Below are 24594 nucleotides of genomic sequence, written 5' to 3' on the forward strand. Positions count from 1 at the left end.
GCTGTCGCCAACAGATCTATTTGTCTCCACGCTAAGGTTTATTTCAGCTTACGAGGTGCGAATAATCTTTTCCTTGCGATAGAATTCCATGGTATCGCCAGTTTCGATGTCGTTGAAGCCATCGATCTGAATCCCACATTCATAGCCTGAAAGCACTTCGCGCACATCGTCTTTGAAACGGCGTAGCGAGCCAATCCGACCATCGTGCAACACGACCCCTGAGCGCAAGACCCGTACCAATGAGTTACGGGTAACTTTACCGTCGATCATCATCAAGCCAGCCACAACTTCGCGTGAGGGCAAGCGGAAGGTATTGCGCACTTCGGCAAAGCCATCGGTTACTTCCTTGATCTCAGGATCGAGCATCCCGATCATGGCCTTGTTGAGGTCTTCGATCAATTGGTAAATGATGTTGTAGAAGCGAATATCAATCCCGTTGGCTTCAGCGCTGCGGCGTGCAGCAGCATCGGGCCGTGCATTAAAGCCAATGATAATTGCATGCGAAGCCACCGCCAAGCTCACGTCTGATTCGCTGATTGTGCCCGTACCACGGTGCAAAATCTTGATTTGAATCTCGCTTTGTTTCTCGTTCAACTGCGCCAATGAGTGTTCAATTGCGCCAATTGAGCCTTGCACGTCGGCTTTGAGAATAATATTGAGATCTTTGATTTTGCCCGCTTGAATTTGTTTGTAAACTTCATCAAGCGTGGTAGCTTTGCCAAGCTGATTAGCCATATGCTCCATCTGGCGTTGGCGTTGGCGTACTGTCGCGACTTCACGGGCAATCCGTGGGTCATCAAGCACTTGCAAAATATCGCCAGCTTGTGGCACTTCCGAAAGCCCGATGATCGAGACTGGCGTGGCTGGCTCAGCGGTACGAATCCGGCGGCCAATGTCGGTAAACATTGCGCGAATCTTGCCGTGAGTTGCGCCGACCACCACAATATCATCTTGGCGCAACGTGCCGTTTTGAATCAGCACGGTTGCGACAGGACCACGACCCTTGTCAAGCTCAGCTTCAACGATTGTACCGATCGCTGGTTTATCGGGGTTGGCCTTCAATTCTTGCAAATCGGCCACCAACAACACCATATCCAGCAACCCATCGATATTTTTCTTGTGCTTGGCCGAAATTTCGACATCGGGCACATCGCCGCCCCACGATTCGGTAGTTACACCTTCGCCAGCAAGTTGTTGGCGCACGCGGTCGGGGTTGGCTCCAGGCACATCGATTTTGTTGATGGCGACGATCATTGGCACACCAGCCGCTTTGACGTGGGCAATCGCCTCAGCCGTTTGCGGCATCACACCGTCGTCGGCAGCTACCACCAAAATAACAATATCGGTAACCGTGGCTCCTCGCGCCCGCATTGCGGTAAACGCTTCGTGACCAGGGGTATCCAAGAACGAAATTTTGCGGCCATGGATTTCAACCTGATAGGCACCGATGTGCTGGGTAATCCCGCCAGCTTCGCCTTCAGCCACGCGGGTTGAGCGCACAGCATCGAGCAATTTGGTCTTACCGTGGTCAACGTGACCCATGATCGTGACGACTGGTGGGCGGGTTTTGAGATTTTCGGCAGTTTCAGCTCGCAGCGCATCGCCAATATCATCAACCAAGCCAGCCATCCGTTCAGGCACATGCTCGCTGGTTTCGATATCAAACTCGGCGGCAATTACAGCGGCAGTTTCATAATCAAGCTGCTGATTAATATTCGCCAAAATGCCTTGCTTGAGCATTTCTTTAATAATGTCGGCTGCGCCAACGCTCAGTGCTTCGGATAACTCACGCACCGTCATCACCGGCCCAAGCTCAACTGGGCCACGTGGGCGAGCAGGGGCAACTGGGCGAGCCATAATCGGCGTGCCCCGGCCACGACCGCCTTGCTGATTGTTGTTTTGGCCACGGCCACCGCTGCCACGCGGTGGAACACCACCGCTGCCACGCGGTGGAACGCCACCGCCACCACCGCCGCCACCACGGTTACCACCTGGGCCACCGCCACCACGGCTTTGGTTATTATTGCGGTTGCCACCGCCACCACCACCACCACCGCCACCAGATCGGTTACGGTCGTCTTCGCCGCTACGGGCAGGGCGAGCACCACCAGGCGATTGCGGTCGATTGCGGTTACCACCGCCACCGCCACCACCGCCACGGTTGCCACCACCGCCACCGCCGCCGCCACGGTTACCACCGCTGCCGCCGCTACTAGCGGAGAAGCCTTCACGGCCAGATTTGCGATTGTTTGCGCGATCACTTACGCCATCGCGAGTATTTTTTTGAGAAACTGGCATCTATGGTCCTCCTAATACCCAACACCAAGTGGGTGTTGAGGTTTGGGAAGCCGAAGCCAGAGGCGAAGGCAGTGATGCGGCTTAGTTCATCGCAGCCTCCACCGCTGGTTCAGCATCGGGAAATTGATCAGCAATCGTTTGGAGTGCCTGCTGATCAATCGCGCTCAATTCAACGCGCAAGGCTCGTTCTAAAGCCCCGCGTTTCAGCGCATTCGTCCAACATGGGCGTTCAGCACAGAGATATGCACCACGGCCCGCTTGCTTGCCGCTTGGATCGACCACAACACTTTGGTCGGCCAAGCGCACAAGACGTACCAACTGACGTTTACTCTCGGTACGCCGACAAGCAACACACATGCGCTGTGGCACATGGCGTGGGCGCGGCGACTGCTTTTGAGCAGCCATAGGCTATGCCTCGGTATCCGTCTCGTCGCTGTCACCAGCCTCATCATCGATGATATAGCTAGCAATCAGCTTGTCATTGAAATAAATATTGAGTTTTTGGGCGGCGGCTCGCAACGCGACTTCTTCGCCAATCAGTTCAACTGGCAAGGGGCCATATTGTCGGCCTTGATAGGTGACCAAGGAATCGACCCGCACCTTGCGCGTTTCGACTTTGGCAGTTGAAAGCGCTGCTTCTTGCAGCATTTGTTCCGACGCGGCAGCCTCACGCGCTTCAGCAGCAGCACGTTCTTCCTCTAAGAGTGAAGATGCGCTCTTGATGTCGATGCGCCAGCCAACCAGTTTGGCTGCCAAACGAACGTTTTGGCCCTCCTTGCCAATTGCCAACGACAATTGTTTATCTGGCACGACCACCGTGGCCGTTTTTTCGCCTTCATCAAGATGAACTTCGACGACTTGGGCTGGGCTGAGAGCGTTGGCAATAAATACCCGCATATCAGCGCCCCATTGCACCACGTCGATTTTCTCGCCGTTTAGTTCATTCACAATATTTTGAATCCGAATCCCGCGCATGCCCACGCACGAGCCAACCGGATCGATGCCTTCTTGGCGGGCATGCACGGCGACTTTCGAGCGTAAACCTGGCTCACGGGCGATCGATTTAATTTCAACTGTGCCGTTGTAGATTTCGGGCACTTCCATTTCAAACAAGCGTTTGATCAAATCTTTGTGGGTGCGCGAAGCTACCAAGCGTGGGCCACGTGGATCATCACGGCGAGCTTCCATCAAATAGACTTTGAGGCGCTGACCATGGCGATAATTGTCGTGGCTAATTTGCTCTTTTTGGGGCAAAATCGCTTCAGCTCGCCCAACTTCTAAAATCACGTTGCCTTTGGCGGTGCGCTGCACTGTGGCAGTCACGATTTCGCCTTCACGATCAAAGTATTCGCCATAGATATGGTCGCGTTCAACTTCTTTGATCCGTTGCAACACTACCTGTTTGGCGGTTTGGGCGGCAATCCGTCCAAAATCGTCGGGAGTGCTTTCAACGTAAACCGTTTCGCCAATTTCAACATCGGCGCGAACGTTACGGGCATCTTCAATGTCGATTTCGAAGCGATCATCCATCACTTCATCGACGACTTGCTTTTCAGCGTAAACCCGAATCCGTCCAGTATTTGGCTCTAATTCAATCTTAACGTCAACTGGTGGTGGATTACTGCCCAAATAACGCCGATAGGCAGAAATTAAGGCTTGTTCGACAACATCCTGCACCGACTCGCGGGGAATGCCACGTTCAGCGGCAATCTGTGAAATAGCTGCGTAAAAATCACTTTTCATATCTAGCCTCGCTTAGGGGGTGCAGTGGGTCAGGCATCAGCATAATACCTGCTTTGATCGAGCCACCCTGCGTTGGTTAACATTGCTGACAAGAAGAAACGTGGGGGACACCCACGTTTCGGTCTGTGTACTTCATTCTGGTTACAGTATATCACTACCACCAAGCCCGTGCAACCTAGGGAGTTGGAGCCGGATAGGCTTGTGGCGCTGGGTACTGGGCTGGCTCCAAGGTCGGTTCGCCGACCACATTACCCTCGACTGGGGTTGGGTAGGCCGCAGGAGTTGCCGCCGGAGCGGCGCTGGTTGGTTGGCTGACCACTGGCGCGGTGGTCGGGGCCGAACCCGTAGTTGAACAACCAGCTAAGATTGCCAAAACTAAGAGACTAGCCAAAATTTGTTTGCGCATCTGTAAGAACCTCCATGGGTTTCAATCGCAGGTTATGCTACCGTAGCGGAGATAAAAAGTCAAAGCTTTGGTTTAACTACGCTTAATCTTTCACACCATGCTGTAAGTGCCAATCAGCCCCCAACAAACCAAACACAGCTGTATCGGTAAAACGTTGCTCAACCAGATCAAAATAGTTTTCGCGTAGCAGCCCTTCTTGGTGAAAGCCAAGTTTTTCGAGCACCCGCCGCGAACCATGATTAAGTGGATGAATCTGAGCTTCAATGCTATGCAATTTGAGCGTTTCAAAGCCGAATTGAAGCATAACTTGCAACGCCTCGACCATAATGCCTTTGCCCCACCAAGCGGCGGCCAATTCGTAGCCAATTTCGGCCCGGGCATGCTCGCTCATAAAACGCCAAAAACCAGCTGAGCCAAGCCATTCGCCAGTTTCACGCAAGGTTATCGCCCAACGGACACCAATTTTTTGTTCAAATGATTGGCTCATGTTGCGCAAACGGCGTTCGGCTTGCTCCGGCGCTTCCATTGGCAATTGGCCAAAATAGCGCAGCACCTGCGGATCTGCCATAATCGCAAAAACTGCATCACGATCGGTTAGTACGGGCTGGCGTAACACCAAACGCTCAGTTTCCAACAACGGGAATTGGGCTAAAGCACGCGCTAAATCAAGCATAGCACCTCAAATCTAGGCCGATTAACAACAATGACGAAACTCCAAGGAGCTTCGTCATTGCTCGATTGTCGATTTAGCAGTTTAGGCGCGTTTTTTGATCAACACTTTATCAATGCGCCGACCATCCATATCGATCACTTCAACATCGTATTCATCCCAAGTTACATGATCGCCAACGTTGGGCAAACGATGTAGCTCGTTCAACACATAGCCAGCAATCGTCACAAAGTCATTCGCGTCGTTAATTGGAATATTCAAGCGGGTTGCAATCACTTCGTATGATTCCGAGCCGTCGATTAGCCATGAGCCATCATCACGTTTGACCATGGTTTGTTCTTCGTTGGAATCATATTCATCGCGAATATCGCCAACCAATTCTTCGAGCACATCTTCGAGGGTCAAAATCCCCGAAATTTGGCCATATTCATCAACAACCAAAGCCATATGCGAGCCAGTTCGCCGAAACAGGGTCAACATCTTGGAAACTGGTTCGTGCTCCAGCACATAGGTTGGCGGGCGCACTAGTTCGCGCAATTGACGTTGATCGTTGCCGAGCATTGAAGGCAACACATCCTTAATATAGATCGTCCCAATCGCTCGATCAAGCGAATCGCCCTCATAAACTGGCATGCGCGAATAGCCATGTTCAACCGCAATCCGCGTAATTTCGGCCAAAGGCGTGTTGGCGCTCACCGCCACTACATCGGGCCGTGGAGTCATCAACATGCGTGCTGTACGATCCGAAAAATCAAACACGCGCGAGATCAAGGCCTCTTCGTGTAGGGCGACTGTGCCGCCAGCCCGACCTTCGCGGGTCATATACAAAATATCATCTTCAGTCACACTGGAATCTGGTTTTTTGTTCTGGCCAATGATCGTCAGAATCACGGTTGATGAAGTGGTCAGCACCCAGACAATTGGGCGGGTTAACCACGAAAGCCAAGCCAGCAGCGGTGCTAAATTACGGGCAATCGCATCGGCATGGAGCAATGCTAAGCGTTTGGGCACAAGCTCACCAATAATCAACGAAAGATAGGTGATGAGCAGCACAACCACCGTAAATGCAATTGAATCGGCATAGGGAGCGAGCGCAGGAACCGTTTTAAGGTATTCGGCAAAGGGCTTGCTAATGTTAGCGCCCCCAAAAGCTGCTGCAAACGTACCAATTAATGTGATGCCAACTTGAACCGTGGCTAATAAACGATCAGGTTGGTCGGCGAGTTGCAGGGCTTTCTTTGCCCGAAGATCGCCATCGGCGGCTTGTTGTTCTAAGCGAGAACGCCGCGCCGAAACCATGGCTAGCTCCGATGCAGCAAAAACCCCGTTGGCAACCAGCAATACCAAGACAATTCCTAGCTCGCTGGCTATGTCACTTAGCATTCAATTGTTCCTTTCTCATAAAATAAAATAGTTACAGCGTTTGGGTAATAGTTGATTAAGTTAGCAATGCAGTGGGTTGTCTCATCCTTAATCAAGGATAGCTTGTTAATACTACCTTGGTTGATCACCACCCTTCCGTCCCGCCTCAAGGCGGGAGACGCAGGGGGATTAAAGCCCCCTGCACCCCCTTAAGCACAATTAGGGGCCGAACCACATTTATCAAATGTATGGTTCTCCCTCGCTTGGTCGGCGGGCGAGGGGTGAAGGCATCTATGACACATACATCCTATTTTCAACAGCGCTGTATTATCACAAATTGTACCATTGTCTGGCCTTCACCTTAACACATGTTTCCCCTCGTTTAACTAGCTAAATCTAAGAATCATTCTCGTTTGACAGATACATTAGCGCGACGTATACTCTGCCAATCACAATAAAAACTGTTTTTTCAGTATTAACCGATTTAATTACATGCTTTGGCATTTGGAGGTTTCTGGCTCATGTATCGTTGGCTTTGTGCATTAACCCTTGTGGCAGTTCTCGCTGGCTGTGGCGCTGAAACTGCTCCTACCACTCAACCAACCCAAGCACCTGCTGCTGGCGACCTTGGGGCAATCAAGACCTATCTCTTGGGCAAAACTGGCGATTTGATCACCAGCACCACCGCTTTGGAAACCGCTAGTCAGCGCTATTATGATTTGGCCAAAGCTGCCAATTTTGATTATGCAACCCTCTGGAGTGGCAAACAAGCTGAAGTTGGCACTGCATTAAACGATGCCAAAGCCGCTTGGTTGAAATCCAGCCCTACCTACGAACAAATGGAAGGGATCGTTGCAGGCGTCAGCAATTTGGCCGATTTTGATGTGACGCTTGACGCTGGTGCTTCAGCACAAGAAGGCGGCGATAGCGTGGTTAATTATGATTTGACGTTGGCTGATGGCCGCACAATTGCCAAGCCTGGTAATTTGTTTGGCGTAACCGAAAGCACGCTCTGGGGCACTTACGATGCCTTCCGCGTTACCGATGTTGAAGCTGATATCAATGGCAATGGCACGCTAGAATTTGGCGAAGCCTTGCCCGAAGCCAATGTGCTGTTGGCCGCCGCCCAAAAGCTCAAAACCACCGCAACCGAGCTTGATACTGCTGCCAAGGCCTGGGAACCAACCGACACCGATGCATTTAGCGCTTTGGTGGTGATGGTGCCAACCATGAACGAATATTTCGATTCGTGGAAGAACTCGCGCTTTGTTGCTGGCGATAGCAGCACCCAACGCGATTTTGTGGCAATCTCACGCTTGGCCGATATTGGCGATATTTTGGGCAGTTTGCAAGTGGTGTATGATAGCCTTAGCCCCAAAGTTGCCGCCCTCGATGCCGACCAAGATCGCCAAATCAAAACTAATTTGCAAGCGTTGCGTGATTTTGTGGCCGATGTCTATAAAAAAGAGCAAAATGGTCAACGCTTTACAGGCGAGGAAGCCGATTTGCTTGGTGCTGAAGCTCAAAACCGTGCTGATGCAATTACGGGTCAAGTTAGCCAAATTGCTGCTCGCTTGAATGTTAAAATCAGCGAATAATCTGATTATTCTAAACATGAAATAGGTTCGCGAACGGATTAACAAATCCTCGTAAAATAGATATGCTGGCTACACCACAGTTATATCTAGGCTAGCAATGAGCAAGAAGTTGCAACGGAGTAAGGTTGATGGAGCTGGGTGTGCGTCCCTCCATTAAGCAGCAAAGGGCGTGAACTGTTGGCATACAGGTCACGTCCTTTGTCGGTTTACTGTGCTGTTGCCCGACGTGAGCAGCAGCAAATCACATTTTTAGGAGCTTGTATGTGGTTGCGTCGTTTTTTGCTGGCGTTGGTTGTCGCTTTATTGCCATGGTCGGCCATGGCAGCCGAACCATCACCAGCCCAAGCCAGCGAATCGGTGCGTTCGTTGCTGGTGCAAGCCCAATTGATTCTCACCAATGATCCTGCCAAAGCCCAAAGCCTACTCAATGATGCCCAAGCCTTGTATGATCAGGCACTGGCTAAAGATTTAACCAATTTAGCGCCCCAACAGGCTACTGAAATCAGCACACGCTGGGCCGATTTAACCCAAGCCTTGAAAAACCAAGATGTCGCCGGATTTGCCCAACAACGGGCTTTGCTCTGGACGCATTTGCTCAAAGCCAGTTATGCGATTGTTGGGCAAGCGATTGACAGCGGCAAGCCGGAGCAAGCACTACAATGGTTGCCAGTGCGCGAATTTCGCAATGCCACCCGTTTTTCGCGACCCAACGGCGATGCGGCTCGGGCAATCGAGCAATGGAAACAAGCAGCCTACAGCGCTGCCGATGCCCGCACTGCCCTTGATGCCGATTTGTTGGATACCTATCAAGCTAAACTGAATGAAAGTTTGCGCACCTTACGCAGTGCTGCCCAAAAAGGCAATTTAATTCAACAAGCCGAAGCTGGGGCAGCGATTCAAGGCTATTTCGCTATTTTAGAGCCAGCCTATCGTAGCCAATATCCCGAGCAGGCCGATACGGCTTTGGTCAATGCCGAAAACTTGCGCCAATCAGCGCTCAGCAACAACCAACTTGAAGCGGCAATTAGCACTTTTGAAGGCTCGCTAAGCGGTTTTCGGGCAGCGCCACTTAGCCCAGCCGAGCAAGTCCGCCGCGCTGGCCAATTACGCCGTTTCTTAAGTTTGGTTCCAGTTGAATATGAACGGGGCGTGCGCAACGGCGAAGTTACGCTGGATCTCGAAATTCAAGAGGCGACGACCTTTCGCAATGGCGCAGCCGCTGCCTTTAGCGATCTCGAAAGCCTTTTGATTGCAATTGATCCTAGTAAAACCCAACAAGTTGCCAGCGATCTGCGTGAGCTTGAAACGATTCTGACCGCTGCGGCCCAACGTACTAGCGTGGCCGAGCCAGATGTAGTTCAAGCCAAAGTCGATCATATCACCACAACCTTGGCCGAAATTATGCCCGCCGATTGGCAAAAATCCAGCCTTGAAGGCGATTTTGATGTGATCGCTTCGATGCTTGATCAGATGGAAAATGCGGTGGCTGGCGACCAATATGATTTGGCTGAATCGGCTCGTTTGGAAGCCTACGCTGTGTTGGAATCTGGCCCAGAAGCCCGTTTGATTGTATTTGCGCCTGAATATAAAGCGCCCATTGAAAACCTTTTTTGGTATGGCAAAGATGAGTTTACTGGCCTGGCCGAATTGATTCGCCAAAAAGCTTCGCTCAGTGATATTCGTGCTAGCCGCCAAGCCTTGGATAAACAATTAGATCTAGCTCAAGATGCGCTTGGTGGCTCTAGTACACCCGAAGCGGTGGCAACCAGCGCCGCCGTGATTGTGTTTCGCGAAGGCTTAGAGGCGGTGTTGATTTTGGCTTCGTTGTTGGCGAGCCTCAAAGTTGGTGAACAACGCGGCTATCGCAAACCAATTTGGATCGGCGCAGGCCTCGCTATGCTTGCGACAGCCCTAACGTGGGTGCTGGCTCGCGGCTTGATCAACGAACTAATTCGGCGTGGTGATCAAGAAAAGATCGAAGCGATTGTTTCATTAATTGCCATTGCCGTGCTGTTGTTAATTACCAACTGGTTTTTTCACAAAGTCTACTGGACGGGCTGGATGGCCAATTTTCATGCCCAAAAGCGCCGGATTATTGGTGGCAAGGCTGGGCTGTGGCTCGGTTTGATCACCTTGGGCTTTACCAGCATCTACCGCGAAGGCGTTGAAACTGTGCTCTTTTTGCAAGCGCTCGTGCTCGAAGCCAGTACCCAAGTGGTGTTAGCAGGTGTGGCCATGGGGCTTGGTGGCACAGCTTTGGTTGGCGTGCTGGTCTTTGGGCTGCAAGCCAAATTGCCGCACAAGAAGATGCTAATTGTAACTGGGGTGATGATTGGCGCAGTCTTGTTGATTATGGTTGGCAACACCATGCACATTATGCAATTGGTTGGTTGGATGCCGCTGCACCCAATTCGCAGCCTTGAAATCCCCTATTGGGCTAATATGTGGCTGGGCTTCTATGCGACATGGGAAGGCATTGCAGCCCAAGTTGCGGCTGGGGCATTCGTGATTGGCTCCTATGTGATTGCCGAGCACTTGCAGCAGCGCAAAACTGAGGTTGCCGTCAAACGCCAAAGCGTGACCGCCAAATAAATAGAAAAATGCTCTTACCTCAACCCCTCGCCTGCTGCGGCAGGCGAGGGGCTTTGGTTTAAAGCCTTGCAGATTTTAGCTGCTAAAACGAGCATTTAACTGCGAAAATTAACCATTTTGCTTAATCTTCATCGCTACTTCATCGTTTATTAATCTTTTATTGACCTTTGGGACGTGAGCAAGGACGTTGTTTCGGACTATCTAGCTTTATAGTGAGCGCAGTCTAATCAACCACTGCTTGAAAGGAGCAAACGGTCATGGCAAGCATCAATAAACTACTCGATAAGCCAGGTTTTGGCATCGCCATTTTGCGGATTGTTGTTGGTTTTATTTTCTTTATGCACGGTTTGGATAAATTCAATGGCGGGATTGACGGAACTGCTGGCTTCTTGAGCAGCCTTGGAATTCCAGCGCCAACCTTTATGGCAATTTTGTTGATTGCAACGGAATTGATCGGCGGGATTATGTTGATGCTCGGCTTGTTTACTCGTTATGTTGCAGTGGCTGAAGCAATCGCTATGGTTGTGGCTTTGGTTACCGTGCACTTGGATGCTGGCTTCTCATCACGCGAAGGTGGCTACGAATATGTGTTGGCATTGATCGCTGCTAGCGTGGCTTTGGTGTTGCTTGGCTCAGGCTCATTGGCGCTCGACAACTTGCTCAGCCCACGCTTGACGGGCCGCCAAATTACTGCCCGCGCCTAAAAACTACAGATAACGATTGAGTGAGTAAGCAATTGTCGCGCTTGAATCCCCTAGCTCTATTAAGCCCTAAAACTCCCAAAAGTGGGTTGAACGAACCTCGTGGTAGGTTGGAAGTAATTCGCCAACCAACGCCACGAGGTTTTGGGTTTATGGAACATCATGCGCAGGCAGTTGAAGTTATTCTCTAAGCCCCTGAATCCTGCTCCCTGTGCCCTCGTTCTACCCCAACAACTGCTCTAAATAGGGCGTAACACCCCAAAATTGCTTAAGTGCCTGATATTCGGCTACGGCTTTAGAATCAGGATTTTTGCTACGAATAGCCCGAATCATTAAATTCTTGCCAGTCTGTTCAGCATCAACAAACTCAATAATCTCACTGCGATAGCCGTTGATTCGCAACAGTTGGGCACGCAGGCTGTCGGTAACTAAATCGGCGGTGCGCTGGCGAATGCTGCCATGGCGTAACATGGGGTTGAGCACCTCGGCTTGAATTTGATGAGTCAGATGTTTATGGCAACATGGCACGCTCAAAATTGCTTGGGCTTGGCTACGAATCGCCAAAGCCAAGGCATCGTCGGTGGCTGTATCGCAGGCATGCAACGAAAAGACCACATCTGGCCGCTGCTCAGGCTGCCAATCGGCTAAGGGCATGGCGATAAATTGCATATCAACATAGCCTAATTCTTCTGCTTGAGCACGACATTTATCAATTAAATACTCGTTTGAATCAACTCCAATGACCACTGCTGCTAAGCCACGAATGTTGACCAGATAATGATAGGCCGCAAAGGTCAAATAAGCCGAGCCACAGCCAGCATCAAGAATTCGCAACGGTTGCTCAGGGCTGGACTTGAGATCAAGCTCATCGAACACCCGCAAAAATTCGTTGATTTGGGTGTATTTTTTGCTCATGCTGGCACGAATCACCCCATCGTTGGTCATAATGCCCGTTTTTTGCAAATAGACATCAGGACGGTCGCTGGGCAAGGGCAGGGCTTTAACATGATTATGGCGCAAATCTGGGGCTGCCGCTTGATTGCGTGCCCGACTAATAATGACTTTGCCCTTTTTACTGCGTTGAACTTGAATCCGCTCGCTGGTGGTTTCCAGCGTAATATTGCTCAGCGGAATAGCGATAATCTCGCTGAGAGCGCTGTTGGCTTGCTCGATTGAGTAATTTTTGGTGATATTTTGGCGCTGGTCAAAATAGGCTGCTTGCCAAGCGCGACCTTGTTTCAATTGCACAGGCCGCACCACCACCCGTTGCCAACGTAGATCGGCGGCACGGGCAGCGCCACTCATGGTCAGACGCACAAAATCATCAGTTAACGCCAATGCGATCAACTGGTCGTGATAATTTTCTGGTGTTAGTTGCATGGATTAACTCAATGTGGCGACGCTAAAACGTACTTAATGGGTGTTGAGTAGCCTAGCGCCACCAAAAATTGGCCGTAATTTAGCTGGCTGCTTGGCGTTTTTTGCGCCAAATTTTATAGCCAATAAAGACCACTGCCAAACCGACCAAGGTTGCAGGCACGGCAATCACTGCTGCTTCGCCGATCTCCTTAAACACAGAATCAACTTGGACTTTGGTGGTAAACACCATTTCGCCTTCGGGAGCGCCGAGTACCAAGCGTAAATTCCATTGATCGCTAATCGTAAAACGTAGGCGGTCACTGGTATAACGGCCTGCGTTGCGATCTTGATTTTCCGGCAGCATGGTAAATAATTCTTCGCGGCCAATGCTATCGGGCGCGGCAAAAAGCTGCACCAAATTGAGTGGCGAAGGTTGGCCCGAGGTCGCATCGGTAATCACAACCCGCAAAAGCGCCTCACCAACTGCTGGAGGATTCGGGGCAAGTGTGGCAACAACCCGATAGGCTCCGCGTACCTCGTCGATCAACACTTGCTCGTTTGGATTATCCGCGAAAGCGCGGTTGGGCAGGAGCACCAGCAGCGCTAGTGCCACAAACAGAAATCGTAGAATGCGCATACTTCCCTATGGTACAATGCTTCAGCCTGCGCCATTGGCGGCGCATTGCCTGTAGTATATCGCGATTTTAACCAAACCTGTCGTGGGGATGTCATGTTTTTAATTGTTGGGCTGGGCAATCCAGGTGAGAAATATCTGAATAATCGACATAATGTGGGCTTTCAATGTGTAGCTGAGTTTGCTCGTCGCCATAACTTAAGTTTCGATGGCAAGCGCTCCGATGCTCGGATTGCCGAGGGCTTGGTCAATGGTCAACGAGTGGCCTTGGCTCGCCCGCAAACCTTTATGAACGATAGTGGCAAATCGGTCGTTGGCCTCGTAAATTGGTACAAAATCGACCCAGCCAGCGAATTATTGGTGGTTTATGATGATTTAGATCTGCCTTTTGGCACGATCAAGCTGCGCAATCAAGGGAGTTCTGGTGGTCAGCGCGGCATGAATTCGATTATCCAATTGCTGGGAACCCAAAAATTTGCCCGTTTGCGTTTTGGCATTGGCCGCCCACCCGAAGGTTGGGAAGTGATTCATTTTGTGCTCGGCAATTGGAATGCTGCCGAACGTGAAACCTTGCCAAAACTCTACGATCGGGCGGTTGAGGCGTGCGAATTATGCCTAAGTGATGGCGTGACCAAAGCCATGAATGCCGTCAATGGCGAAGCCCCCAAGCAAAACAAAGACCAAGCAAAGGAGCCAGCCAATGAGCAACCACGTTGATTATGCCCAAGCTCGCAGCTATTGCCTGAGCCTTGACGACGCGATTGAAGATTATCCGTTTGGGATTGAGCCATTGGTGTTTAAAATTGGCGATGAGCGCGGCAAAATGTTTGCCCTGCTCGTGCGTAGTGAGCCAGCCCAAATTAGCCTGAAATGCGATCCTGATCGGGCTGAGATGTTGCGCGAACAATATCCAGCGATTACGGCTGGCTATCATTTAAATAAGCGCCATTGGAACACAATTGTGCTTGATGGCAGCGTGCCCGACGAGGAATGTTTGGCGCTGATCGCCCATTCATATGATTTAGTGCGGCCAAAACGGCGTAAAGCCTAGACATGCCCTCACCCAACCCCTCTCCCACTGCGGCGGGAGAGGGGAGCCAACGTTCATGAGCGAGGGTTACCCCCTCGCCTCGCGTGCGGGAGAGGGGGCCAGGGGGTGAGGGCATAGCAATCGGCGGCGAATTCCACCCAATCATTGTTAAAAACTACCCTTGAAAACCTCTCCCACTGCGGTGAGCGAGGGGAGCTTGATTCGCTTAAGGTTGATTTGAGGTTAATTAATGCTGCCGTTGCAGATTGTACCAGTGCGTAATGCCCGCCAGCGGCAACAATTTATTCGTTTTCCCTGGAAGGTTTATCGTGGCGCGAACCCCGACCCGCTATGGGTTCCGCCTTTGTTGATCGAACGCGAACGCTTTTTCAACCCCAAGCATGGCGGCTTTTTTGCCCATGGCGATGTGCAATTGTTTCTGGCGCAGCGCGGCGTGGAAATTGTCGGCACAATCTCGGCCCACATCAATTTTCTACATAATCGCACCCATAACGAGCATATTGGTTTTTTTGGCTTTTTTGAGGTGCTCGACGACCCCGAAGCGGCTGCCGCACTGCTGCAAACTGCTTGCGCTTGGGTTCGTGATCGCGGCTATAAAGCGATTCGCGGCCCCATGAACTTCTCGATTAATGATGAATGTGGCTTGCTGATCGCAGGCTTTGATCTAGCCCCCGTGATGATGATGACCTATAACCCTGCCCGTTATGTTGAATATATCGAGCAACATGGCTTTAGCAAGGCGATCGATTTATATGCCTGGATCGTCGATCAGCGCAGCTATGCCGAAAAAGGCCGTGGGGTGAAAATCGAGCGGGTGGCAGCCTTGGCGCAAGCCCAAACTGGCTTAACTTTTCGCAAACTAAATATGCGGCGCTTCGCTGAAGAAGTTGAGGCGGGCTGGCACGTTTACAATCAGGCTTGGGCCAACAATTGGGGCGCAATTCATATGACTTTGGCTGAATTTCGCCATTTGGCCTATAGCTTCAAGCCTTTTCTCGACCCCGAAGTGATGATTGTGGCCGAAGATCAGGGGCGCATGGTCGGCTTGCTGATCGCTGTGCCCGATATTAATATTCCCTTGCGCTATAGTGATGGGCGTTTGTTGCCATTTGGCTGGCTCACTATGTTGCGGCGCAAACGCGAGATCAACCAAATGCGAGTGTTGATTATGGGGGTTTTGCCCGAATATCGGCGGCGTGGGATCGATGCAGTCTTTTATCGCGAAGTCCGCAATGCTGGCCTCAAACGTGGTTATCATACCGCCGAAATGTCGTGGATTCTTGAAAATAACGATGTAATGAATAATACAATTGCTGGTTTAGGCGGGCGACGCTACAAAACCTATCGCATTTACGAAAAACAGCTTGATTAAATTGATCGGGAGCAACCAACAGCGTTGCTCCCGTATTGCAAGGCAGCGGCTACGAGCATAGCCACGGCTCTTAACGCCTCAGATACGCAAACTGCTACCAGGTTGCTGGCGGATCGCTCGCAGGAAAACTGGTATCGACCGCTTTATCTTCATTCTCCAGCGATTCTTCTTTGTTGGTTTTGGCCTCAACCTTCAGCTTATCGCTATATTCAGGGTCGTTAGCATTGGGCTGTTCGCCAACGGCATTGGCCTTGACCGCTGTGCGCTCTTCTTCATTCTCAATCACCTTGCGAAAACGTTCAAGATCTTCGGCAATCGCCTTTTGGGGATCATTGCCAAACAATTTGGCGACAGCCTCGCCAACCGCGCCTGCTGGTGGTTGATAATCAAGTTGCACCCGAACTTCAGTTTGTTCATCGCTCAAGGCATTAAATTCAACCCGCCCTTGATTGGGCAAGGTGGAGTTGGGCAACGAACGCCAAGCGATATATTCATTCAGTTTGGCATCAGCAATTTCAGCATCCCACGAAATGCTCAAGCCCAGCGGAGCCTTGGCTTCCCAGTGGCTCGTACCATTTTGAAACATCTTGACGCTATTGAGGTAATGCATAAATTTAGGCAAGTTTTCAAAATTACCCCAAAAGCGAAACACCTCGGCGACTGGCTGATCAACCGTAATTGTCTGCTCAACGCTGATCGCCTTGGCTTGGTCTACGCCAGCTTGATCGGCATTGGTATGGTTGGTAGGAATTGGAATCCGTGGAGTTGCTGGGGCTGCGGGTTTGCTCCACATGGCTTCGGTCGTTGGCTCAGCAGTATTGATATTGAGTGCACTATAGGCTGGGCAATGGCCAGTCAAGCCGCGCCACAAGAGCGGCGCACCACCAGCAATCGCGACCAAACTTACTGGCAAATGCCGACGCATAATCCCAAACGCAACCAAAGCGCTGCCGCTTGCTACCGAAAGCAAACGCTCAGTTTGATGCACATTTTTCTCAGTAGCCATCCGAAAACTCCTTCACTAGCAGGCTATTGCAATCTACTGAGCACTATCGCAAGTTGCGTACCACAGATTTGATCCACGAAGCTACACGAAGGACGCGAAGCGCATGAAGGGACGAAACCACGAAGGACGCGAAGAGCACGAAGAATAAGGGCAAAAGTTAACGCCCAGTTTGAAGTTTATCAAGCAACCACTGGCTGCCACCAATTGTACTTTTAGGGGGTGCAGGGGGATTAAAGCCCCCTGCGTTTCCCGCCTCGAGGCGGGACGGAAGGGTGGTGATCGTTAAATACTTGGTTAAAAGGCTTCGCTTGAAAAGCGATGACTCCCACATTTCCCTCTGGCGAAGGGACGGAAGGATGGCGAACTATAAAAACAGACTAATCAATCTGGCTCAATTGATTATCTTGCCATTTGATATGGCCGCGCAGCAGCAACGAGGCCGAGCGCAGCTTGTAAATCATATCGTTGATAAAGTTGCGCATAATGCGATAGCCAATTGCGGTGTTGGTGTCGCAGAGCGTCGAAAGTTCTGGCCCATTAATCACTAACAAGGTGGTTGGATTCATGCTGGCAACCGCCGTAGCTGAACGGCTGCCGCCGCCAAGCATGGCAATCTCGCCAAAGGCTTGGCCTTCATAGGCGGTGTTAATCGTTGATAAGCGCTGTTGGCCGTCGGAGCCACGCGTTTGGACTTGAATTTCCACAGCACCATCGTGAACAACATACAAATCATCGCCGTCACTATCTTCGCGGAAGATAATTTGGCCTTTTTTGGCCTTGGCAACTTTGCACAATTGGGCAATCTGGCTTAGCTCAAGGTCGCTCAGCCCAGCAAAAATATCGACGCGCCGTAACACTGCAATCACACTACTATTCATCGTTCCTCCGGCCTGGTTGGGGCGAGAATAAAAAGGCATCGAGATCGAGGGTGGTTTGGGTTGTGTTGGTTTCATGCTTTTCAGGAATAAAGCGCGGAATGGCGATGCAAAAGCGTGCGCCGCCGCTCGGAGCGCTATCAACCCAAATTCGCCCATTGTGCAGTGTAATAATTTCGCGACATAAATACAAGCCTAAACCTAAACCTTCAGTGCTTGCCCCAGTCCGGCGAATCCCCGGTACTCTGTAGTAGCGTTCGAATAAACGTTCGCGTTGGCCTTGTGGAATGCCTGGCCCTTGATCGTCAACTTGAACATAGCCAAATTGTTCATCGCTAAAAACCTGAACCCAAATCTGGGTTTGTTGCGGGCTATAGCGAATTGCATTGGTCAGAAAATTGGTAGCAACTTGGCGCAATTTCAGCGAATCGCCATAGACTACGCTAGGGTTGAGTTGCTCAAAATGCAGAGTATGGTTGTTGGCAGTTTGGCGTGCATGCGTCACAACCGAATCAAGCAAGATACCCAAATCAACCGCATCAAGCTGAATCGTATAGCGCTCGGCATCAATTCGTGAAACATCAAGCAAATTATCGACCAGCTGCACCATAATATTCACTTGTTGGCTCAGCGTGATAAAACCACGCAAATCACGGCCTTCGCTGGCTTGCTTCAACTCGCGGCGCAGCAACAAATCGCTGTAGCCTTTGATTGCCGCCAGTGGTGAGCGCAATTCGTGGGCAGCGACCGCCAAAAACTCATCTTTGGCCTCTTCCAAACGGCGTTGCTCGGTAATATCGCGAAACACAATTACCGCACCATCAAACGACGTTTCAGTACTATCAATTAATACTGAGCGGCGCAATGGTGCACCGCTGAAGCTCAACACCACATCTTGATCTTGGCTGCCTGGCACGATTAACCGATAATCACGAAAAACCTCGCCAGCCAAAGCGCGGGCAAATGGCAACATATCGGTCTCAACAAATGTGCCATCAAGATAGCGTGCACCTGATTCGCTGGTGGTCGCCAAGGTTGGCAAAATTGAGATTTCAACTAAGCCCGCTGCGGTCTCGTTGGCCAGAATTAATTCGCCAACTCCATTACAAATTGCCACGCCATCAGCGATCGATTCGATCACCGTGCCCAGCCGTTGGCGTTCGCGCTGGCTTTCTTCGTATAAACGGGTGTTGGCAATTGCAATGCCAATTTGCGAACCCATCGACACCAGCGAAGGCCAATCGATATTATTCGAGAGCGTTTGATAATTGCCATACAACACCAAAACCCCGACGATTGTGCCACCAGCCAGCAAAGGCATGGCGGCGCGACCCATAATATCCTCACCCTGATCGCTGGTGCTAATCACGGGGCGCAAGGTTGGCTGGCCATAATAGACCACATCTTCCAAAACGCTGTTGGCTTGGCTCGAACCAAGTAGCAAGGCTTCACGCTGCGGGAGTTGATGTTGCGCGGCTAAAGTCATGCTGCGGCCACCAGGCGAGGCCAAACAAATCGCCCCACCATTGGCGCTAACCACCTCAATTACCACCAACAAGGCAACATTTAACAGGTCGGGCAAGTCGGAAGAGGTGCTAATCGCGGTGACGACAGCATCGAGGGCGGCTAAACGGCGGCGTTGGCTACGGGCATCGGCCTGTTGACGCACCAGCTGCAACAGCGAACCAAGCTGATCGAGGGTTGGTTGCAACCAAACTGCCGAGTTAGCATTGATGCTGGGTTTGCTACTGAAAAACTCAATCACGCCGCTGGGCCGCCCATTGCCGCCAAGCGTGAAACCGGTTACTTGAAACGAAATTGGCAGCAGCGCTCGCCAGCGATTGAATAAGGCCTCGCGGCGGCGACCCAATGCGCCAAACATGCTGCGATATTCGTCGGCGTTGCGGGCGCTGATCGCATGGCCTTCGCTGACCACGCGCCCAGCTAGTGCCTCGCCGCTACGCACTTGCAAGGCACTTAAGGCCTCGCGATCGTCAGCACTAAAATCTTCGTGGTTGGCATTATTGAAGTGGCTTAGTAGGTAACGATGTGAAGTAGGACTATAAAACCACACTGCAATGGCATCAACAGCTAAAACCTGGCGCAATTTGGCACTGGCAGCGGTTATCAATCGCGCTGGATCATCAACATTCATAATATCGTTCATGACCCGTGAGAGCGCTAGGAGCCGCGCTTGAATCCGTTTGCTGCGCATTGTTTGGAGCTGTTGATGGCCGCGTTGCCGTGATCGTTCAGTCATCGCCGCTGTTCCTCATCCCACGCAATGTTCCACGCGACTGCTCGCCGTAAACCATCGGCTAAAGCAACTTGGGGCGTGTAACCCAAGAGTTGGCGTGCTCGCCCGATGTTGGCCACATAGTAGGTCACTTCACCAGCGAGTTTTGACGGTTGCACGTTAATCGTTGCTTCAATTTGCAGAGCCTCGGCGATCAATTCGGCCATACGAACCAAGGTATTGCCTTCACCATAGGCTAAATTAAAGGTCTGATTGGCAACTTGGCCACTGACAATCCGCTCGATTCCGCGCACAATCCCATCGACACAATCATCGACATAGGTGAAATCGAGGGTTTTTTCACGCCCAAAGACGGTCACAGGTTGGCCGTCGCGCATGCGGCGAATGAACAAGGGAATTACCCGCTCCATGCGTTCGATGTCGTTATCGTAGCGCCCATAAACATTCGAGAAACGAAAAACCAAATAGGGCAAGTTGTAACATCGGGCATAGGAATAGATAAATGCTTCGCCGCTGATTTTTGAGGCCGAATAGGGGCTTTCGGTATAGACGAAATCGGCTTGGGCTTCTTCGGTTAAGTAGCGATGAATATCACCATAGACTTCGCGTGATGAGCTAAAAATGATTGGCACTTGTTGATGGCGACAGTATTCCAATACGTTGTAGGTGGTCATCACATTTTCCAACGCTCGATGGGGGTAGGTTACTAGTTCATGAACTTTGGCATTGGCCGCCAAATGCACCACAACATCAGGCTTAGGGTAAGGCACGCCGCCTATGCCGCCTTGGAAATCGCGGTAGGGTGCGCCAAGATCCTGAATCACATACTCAAAGGCTTTTGTCCACGTGTTGACCCGTTGATCAACCCCAAACACTTCATGGCCATCTGCGAGAAGGCGTAGCGCCAAATTGGTGCCAATCTGCCCACTGGAACCTGTGATCAAAACCAACACGGGAGACTCCTTGATTAGTATGTCGTGGCTGCGATTATAGCATGCGGATTTGCATAGGTGGAATGTGCCAGCCCACTGCACAAATAGCTTAATTAATTACCCTAATTATATTTTCTCCTGTATTTGAGAAAGGATCAATCGACGATCATGGTAATTTTGTTAGATTTCGCTTAAATAAAAACCGCCCAGATGGGCGGAAGCTACCTACCAGTTATTAAGATTAAGCTTGTGTTGACATTTGACCTTGTTCAAATGCAACCACTGGCTGCACCAGAATATTACCAAATGTGGGAGGTACGGCATTCCCGACGACACGATACTTTGCTGATAACGGGCCATCAACCTCCATATGATCAGGCAACCCTTGGATTGCACGACATTCTTTCCAAGATAAACGCCTGTTAATATCTCCTTGCAAAGTCCAAGTATCTTTGTAAAGATATCTCATTGGCTCCCCAGAAGGGTGAAGAGGTACATGATGAGAATCAGCAACGATAGTGTAGCTAGGCTTATTCCAATCACGCTTGCGATTACGGGTTAAGTAATGTCCATGAAAAGGGTATTCACAAATATCATCATTCTCGAAAGGTTGATTTACAACATCTGCAAGAGTTTGAATTGGGTGCTTACCAACTCCATGTGTTGGTTCAGGGAAAGCATAATCAAAACCAACATCATTCCGCACACCCACAAGAAAAATCCGTTTTCGTGTTTGGGCAACACCAAAGTCACTCGCATCAAGGAGCTTATAGGTTATGGTATAGCCTAAACTATTAAAGGCTTCAAGCTGTTGATTTAAAAACCAGCCATTGTTGGCAGATATCATACCACGAACATTCTCAATAAAAATATAACGGGGATTAATTTCTCTTACTGCCCGCAAGTATTGCTTATAAAGGAAATTTGTTTCGTTTTGAATCAAATCTCGTTGATTTTGTCCCCTAGCACGGCGACGAGCAGCCAAACTAAATCCCGTACAGGGATAACATCCAATGATAATATCTGCCTGGGGAAACTCATTGATATTAGCAATATCATCAAGTACAACTGGCACGTTAGGGAATACCGACTGATAGGCTGAGACGGCTCTTGGGTCAACATCATTTGCCCAAATAATATCTACTCCAGCCTGTTGAGCACCCCAATCAAAGCCTCCACAACCAGAAAAAAGTGATACTGCTGTAGGCATAACGTTTGTTCCTCCGACATTGTACAACTTAGATTTATATCAAAATTGTAGTAACTCCTTTCAAAATGTACATACTCGTATTACAAATAGTTATGTTAAATGCTCACGAAATGAAAGGTAGTCCTGAAGCAACTCTGGCAACTCCATCGATTTTATCATATCAGGATTAGTCTTAATAAGCAAAATAAGTCGCACTCTATCGATCAAGAGGCTATTGATATCTTTAGTTTGATACCAATCACCATCACTATCGCGAAAGCAGAAAGGAATAAAGCACATCGTAATTGGAAGAGGTTGGAAATTAAATGTAGTTCGCCATCGTTCAGCGCTTGCAGTCAATTGCTTTTTTACCCATTCTAATGTACAGGCACATTGCCCAAAAATACTAAGCGTACCAAAAGATGTATCCAGTGGTATCCATCCTACAATATCAATACCTCCATCGCCACTATTTTTAACATTATAATCACTCTCTGATCCTATAAACCGACAATTTAGATCTTCAGCTAATTTTTGGAGTTTTGATAGAAGTTTACCCGTATACCTTTCATTTGATCCAGCACCAAATCCATATACTTGAGCAAAGCTAGGCAAAAAAATTCGTAAGTATTGCTGAGAAAGTATTTCAAAGCTTTTTGCTAATTTATTACGCATAGCCCTAGATGGTATATTACTCATACTTGACGCAAAAAGCAAGAATAAATATAGGTTATGATTTTCAGTAATAACTTGCTTTTTTATGAGAGTATTATTATCTGATGAAAGTATAAATGGGTAAAAATCATCAAATAGTCCAATCCTATATTGTATCTGCCTAAAACAATCATTTAAAAATGTTTCTTCCTTATCATTATTCTCTGGTGTAAGGCCATACTCGTTGAAATCTGGCGAAATATCATCATCTTTTCTTATCATATTAGTTATAGAACTAGTAGATATTTCGCCATCGATATTTACTAAACATAATAATTCTATATAATCTGACCAAAGATAGATATCTCTTTTATCTGGAATCACTTCAGTATTAATAAGCTTTTCAGCTTTACTCATAATGGTCATCTCCCTTTTTCTTATCAGCTAATAATACACTTATACTTCTTAATCCAGCTTGCATTTCTTTTACTTTACTTATCATTTGATCAAGCATTTCAATATTTTCAATATAAATAATAATTGATGCAGCATCATTAATACGTTTTTTTGCTTCCTCAATAGATTCCATGAAAATTTCAACCGGATGAGATGTAAATAACAACGATTCTTTTAATGTAGAACCTTGCTTAAATCTTTGTAATGCATCTTTATGATCGACAATAATACTAAGGTCTTTTAAGTTTCTTGATTCTCCAATTCTTGTTACTCCATTATGCTTCTGAAATGACCAAGAAACTATATCAGCCAAGTTAGAATAGTTAATAGAATCTGTATCTTCATAATTACTTGTACCAATATATTTAGCAATATTTTTATACGATAAGGCAGTTGTGAGAATAGAAAAATCAAAATTCTCATCATTCAAATCGGATATACCAAAAAAGTTTTTTGATACGATAAGATCATATACTTCTAATCCAAAAAGAAGTTTACTTACATAATCAGCTCTACTACCAATAATTTTTGCCAGATGTCGATTTCGTTCAACTACAGGTAGACTAGAGGTATCGGCCAGTTGCTTTAAATAGCGAGCTTTTGCTAATGATGACCATGGCTTAACTCCAGTAATATGGCGATATCCTAAATAATCAATTATTTTTGATCGATTTTCAAATACAACAACTGGAACTTCTGTTGGTATACTCCTTGCCTCTTTTACAATTTGCTCTACGGCATAAATTTTAACAGGCGCATCATGAGGATGATTAAGCAGTGTTAATGCTGAAAGGCGACGATTACCCTCAATTACAATATATTTATCAGAAGTCTTTTGACTTTTTATAACTAATAAAGGTTCACCTGAAAAATATCCTTGCTCACCAATAGACTGCATAAGCTCCACAAGCGTGGCATCACGTAACATCCACTCAAGAACATCTCGCTTGCTAGCACCTCGTAGACGAGTCGGCAGGCGTGGATTTTCTGGATCAAATTCAAGATTATCTACCGGAACAATAATAATTTCAGTTTCAGATGGCATAAAATAGTACCTCTTGAATGGCTTGTCATTAAACCAAATATCACTTTTGGTTTAAAAACTAGGTAGTTAACACAGTTTACATATAGTATGTCGTGGCTGCGATATAGCATGCGGATTTGCATAGGTGGAATATGCCAGCCCACTGCACGCCGCATATGGGCTGGCAGTAGCGTTTTAGGCTTGTTGGTCGAGATAGGCCGCGATTAATCCTTCAACTTCGCCAGTTTCGGCGTGGCGTTCGGTTTGCAGTTTGCTATAGAGCAGTTGCCCATTAACTTCAACTTCAAAACAACCACCTTTGGCCGGAATCAGGCTGATTTGCTGAATCGCTTGCCGATGGATTTCCAACAGTTGGGCTGCCAAACTGACAGCACGCGGGGTGTAGTTTCAATAC

The 24594-nt window shown here is 49.0% G+C and carries 21 protein-coding genes and 1 pseudogene; 6 read left to right on the forward strand and 16 right to left on the reverse strand.

The features are described 5' to 3' along the window. Positions 1-48 precede the first annotated feature (48 nt). The 6 genes from infB to ABEB26_RS24450 form a co-directional block, all read right to left on the reverse strand. Positions 49-2298: a translation initiation factor IF-2 gene (gene infB / locus ABEB26_RS24425; RefSeq protein ID WP_486348330.1), complete on the reverse strand. Its 2250-nt coding sequence runs from the start codon at positions 2296-2298 to the stop codon at positions 49-51. 81 nt (positions 2299-2379) lie between these two features. After that, positions 2380-2703: an RNase P modulator RnpM gene (rnpM, locus tag ABEB26_RS24430; protein ID WP_012188033.1), complete on the reverse strand. Its 324-nt coding sequence runs from the start codon at positions 2701-2703 to the stop codon at positions 2380-2382. 3 nt (positions 2704-2706) lie between these two features. Next, complete coding sequence (gene nusA, locus ABEB26_RS24435) at positions 2707-4041, reverse strand: transcription termination factor NusA (protein ID WP_012188032.1); 1335 nt, start codon at positions 4039-4041, stop codon at positions 2707-2709. 175 nt (positions 4042-4216) lie between these two features. After that, a complete protein-coding gene (locus ABEB26_RS24440) occupies positions 4217-4447 on the reverse strand; it encodes a hypothetical protein (protein WP_345724709.1) in 231 nt (76 codons plus the stop codon). Positions 4448-4529: 82 nt separating this feature from the next. Further along, entirely contained in the window at positions 4530-5120 is a 591-nt protein-coding gene (locus tag ABEB26_RS24445) for a GNAT family N-acetyltransferase (RefSeq protein WP_345724710.1), read from the reverse strand. A gap of 81 nt (positions 5121-5201) precedes the next feature. Beyond that, the gene (locus tag ABEB26_RS24450; RefSeq protein WP_345724711.1) at positions 5202-6500 is read right to left on the reverse strand and encodes a hemolysin family protein; all 1299 of its coding nucleotides are present in this window, start codon (positions 6498-6500) and stop codon (positions 5202-5204) included. A 500-nt stretch (positions 6501-7000) separates the two neighbouring features. On the opposite strand from ABEB26_RS24450, the gene ABEB26_RS24455 reads away from it, so the two are divergent. The 3 genes from ABEB26_RS24455 (at position 7001) to ABEB26_RS24465 (ending at position 11373) form a co-directional block, all read left to right on the forward strand. Further along, on the forward strand, positions 7001-8077 hold the full coding sequence (locus ABEB26_RS24455; RefSeq protein ID WP_345724712.1) for an imelysin family protein: 1077 nt from the start codon (positions 7001-7003) through the stop codon (positions 8075-8077). A gap of 261 nt (positions 8078-8338) precedes the next feature. Next, a complete protein-coding gene (locus tag ABEB26_RS24460; RefSeq protein ID WP_345724713.1) occupies positions 8339-10669 on the forward strand; it encodes an FTR1 family iron permease in 2331 nt (776 codons plus the stop codon). Between the two features lie 257 nt (positions 10670-10926). Continuing rightward, positions 10927-11373, forward strand: coding sequence for a DoxX family protein (locus ABEB26_RS24465; RefSeq protein ID WP_345724714.1), 447 nt, complete (start codon positions 10927-10929; stop codon positions 11371-11373). Positions 11374-11592: 219 nt separating this feature from the next. Here the strand turns inward: ABEB26_RS24465 and ABEB26_RS24470 are convergent, their stop codons facing one another. Continuing rightward, positions 11593-12750 (reverse strand): class I SAM-dependent methyltransferase, encoded by a 1158-nt coding sequence (locus ABEB26_RS24470; protein ID WP_345724715.1) that lies wholly within the window; start codon positions 12748-12750, stop codon positions 11593-11595. Between the two features lie 79 nt (positions 12751-12829). Continuing rightward, on the reverse strand, positions 12830-13366 hold the full coding sequence (locus ABEB26_RS24475) for a hypothetical protein (protein ID WP_345724716.1): 537 nt from the start codon (positions 13364-13366) through the stop codon (positions 12830-12832). Positions 13367-13459: 93 nt separating this feature from the next. On the opposite strand from ABEB26_RS24475, the gene pth reads away from it, so the two are divergent. From pth to ABEB26_RS24490, 3 genes are all read left to right on the forward strand, one after another. Further along, on the forward strand, positions 13460-14080 hold the full coding sequence (gene pth, locus ABEB26_RS24480) for an aminoacyl-tRNA hydrolase (protein ID WP_345724717.1): 621 nt from the start codon (positions 13460-13462) through the stop codon (positions 14078-14080). Beyond that, positions 14064-14414, forward strand: coding sequence for an MmcQ/YjbR family DNA-binding protein (locus ABEB26_RS24485; RefSeq protein WP_345724718.1), 351 nt, complete (start codon positions 14064-14066; stop codon positions 14412-14414). The genes pth and ABEB26_RS24485 overlap by 17 nt, the downstream gene beginning before the upstream one ends. A 229-nt stretch (positions 14415-14643) precedes the next feature. After that, positions 14644-15786, forward strand: a complete 1143-nt coding sequence (locus ABEB26_RS24490; protein ID WP_345724719.1) for a GNAT family protein — start codon at positions 14644-14646, stop codon at positions 15784-15786. 94 nt (positions 15787-15880) lie between these two features. Here the strand turns inward: ABEB26_RS24490 and ABEB26_RS24495 are convergent, their stop codons facing one another. The 8 genes and pseudogenes from ABEB26_RS24495 to ABEB26_RS24530 all read right to left on the reverse strand — a co-directional run. Then, positions 15881-16792, reverse strand: coding sequence for an SRPBCC family protein (locus ABEB26_RS24495; protein ID WP_345724720.1), 912 nt, complete (start codon positions 16790-16792; stop codon positions 15881-15883). Positions 16793-17169: 377 nt separating this feature from the next. After that, entirely contained in the window at positions 17170-17670 is a 501-nt protein-coding gene (locus ABEB26_RS24500; RefSeq protein WP_345724721.1) for a cyclic nucleotide-binding domain-containing protein, read from the reverse strand. Then, positions 17663-19927 carry a GAF domain-containing sensor histidine kinase gene (locus ABEB26_RS24505; RefSeq protein ID WP_345724722.1) on the reverse strand — a complete coding sequence of 755 codons (2265 nt, stop codon included), beginning with the start codon at positions 19925-19927 and terminating at the stop codon, positions 17663-17665. The genes ABEB26_RS24500 and ABEB26_RS24505 overlap by 8 nt, the downstream gene beginning before the upstream one ends. Beyond that, positions 19924-20877, reverse strand: a complete 954-nt coding sequence (locus ABEB26_RS24510; RefSeq protein WP_012187864.1) for an NAD-dependent epimerase/dehydratase family protein — start codon at positions 20875-20877, stop codon at positions 19924-19926. The genes ABEB26_RS24505 and ABEB26_RS24510 overlap by 4 nt, the downstream gene beginning before the upstream one ends. A 220-nt stretch (positions 20878-21097) precedes the next feature. Beyond that, entirely contained in the window at positions 21098-22066 is a 969-nt protein-coding gene (locus ABEB26_RS24515) for a DNA cytosine methyltransferase (RefSeq protein WP_345724723.1), read from the reverse strand. A 90-nt stretch (positions 22067-22156) separates the two neighbouring features. Then, positions 22157-23116: a hypothetical protein gene (locus ABEB26_RS24520; RefSeq protein ID WP_345724724.1), complete on the reverse strand. Its 960-nt coding sequence runs from the start codon at positions 23114-23116 to the stop codon at positions 22157-22159. Further along, positions 23109-24200 (reverse strand): ParB N-terminal domain-containing protein, encoded by a 1092-nt coding sequence (locus ABEB26_RS24525; RefSeq protein WP_345724725.1) that lies wholly within the window; start codon positions 24198-24200, stop codon positions 23109-23111. The genes ABEB26_RS24520 and ABEB26_RS24525 overlap by 8 nt, the downstream gene beginning before the upstream one ends. Before the next feature lie 174 nt (positions 24201-24374). Beyond that, a pseudogene (locus ABEB26_RS24530) lies at positions 24375-24575 on the reverse strand (Rdx family protein); the annotation flags it as partial. Between the last annotated feature and the right edge of the window lie 19 nt (positions 24576-24594).

This window comes from Herpetosiphon gulosus, from assembly GCF_039545135.1.
Taxonomy (GTDB): domain Bacteria; phylum Chloroflexota; class Chloroflexia; order Chloroflexales; family Herpetosiphonaceae; genus Herpetosiphon; species Herpetosiphon gulosus.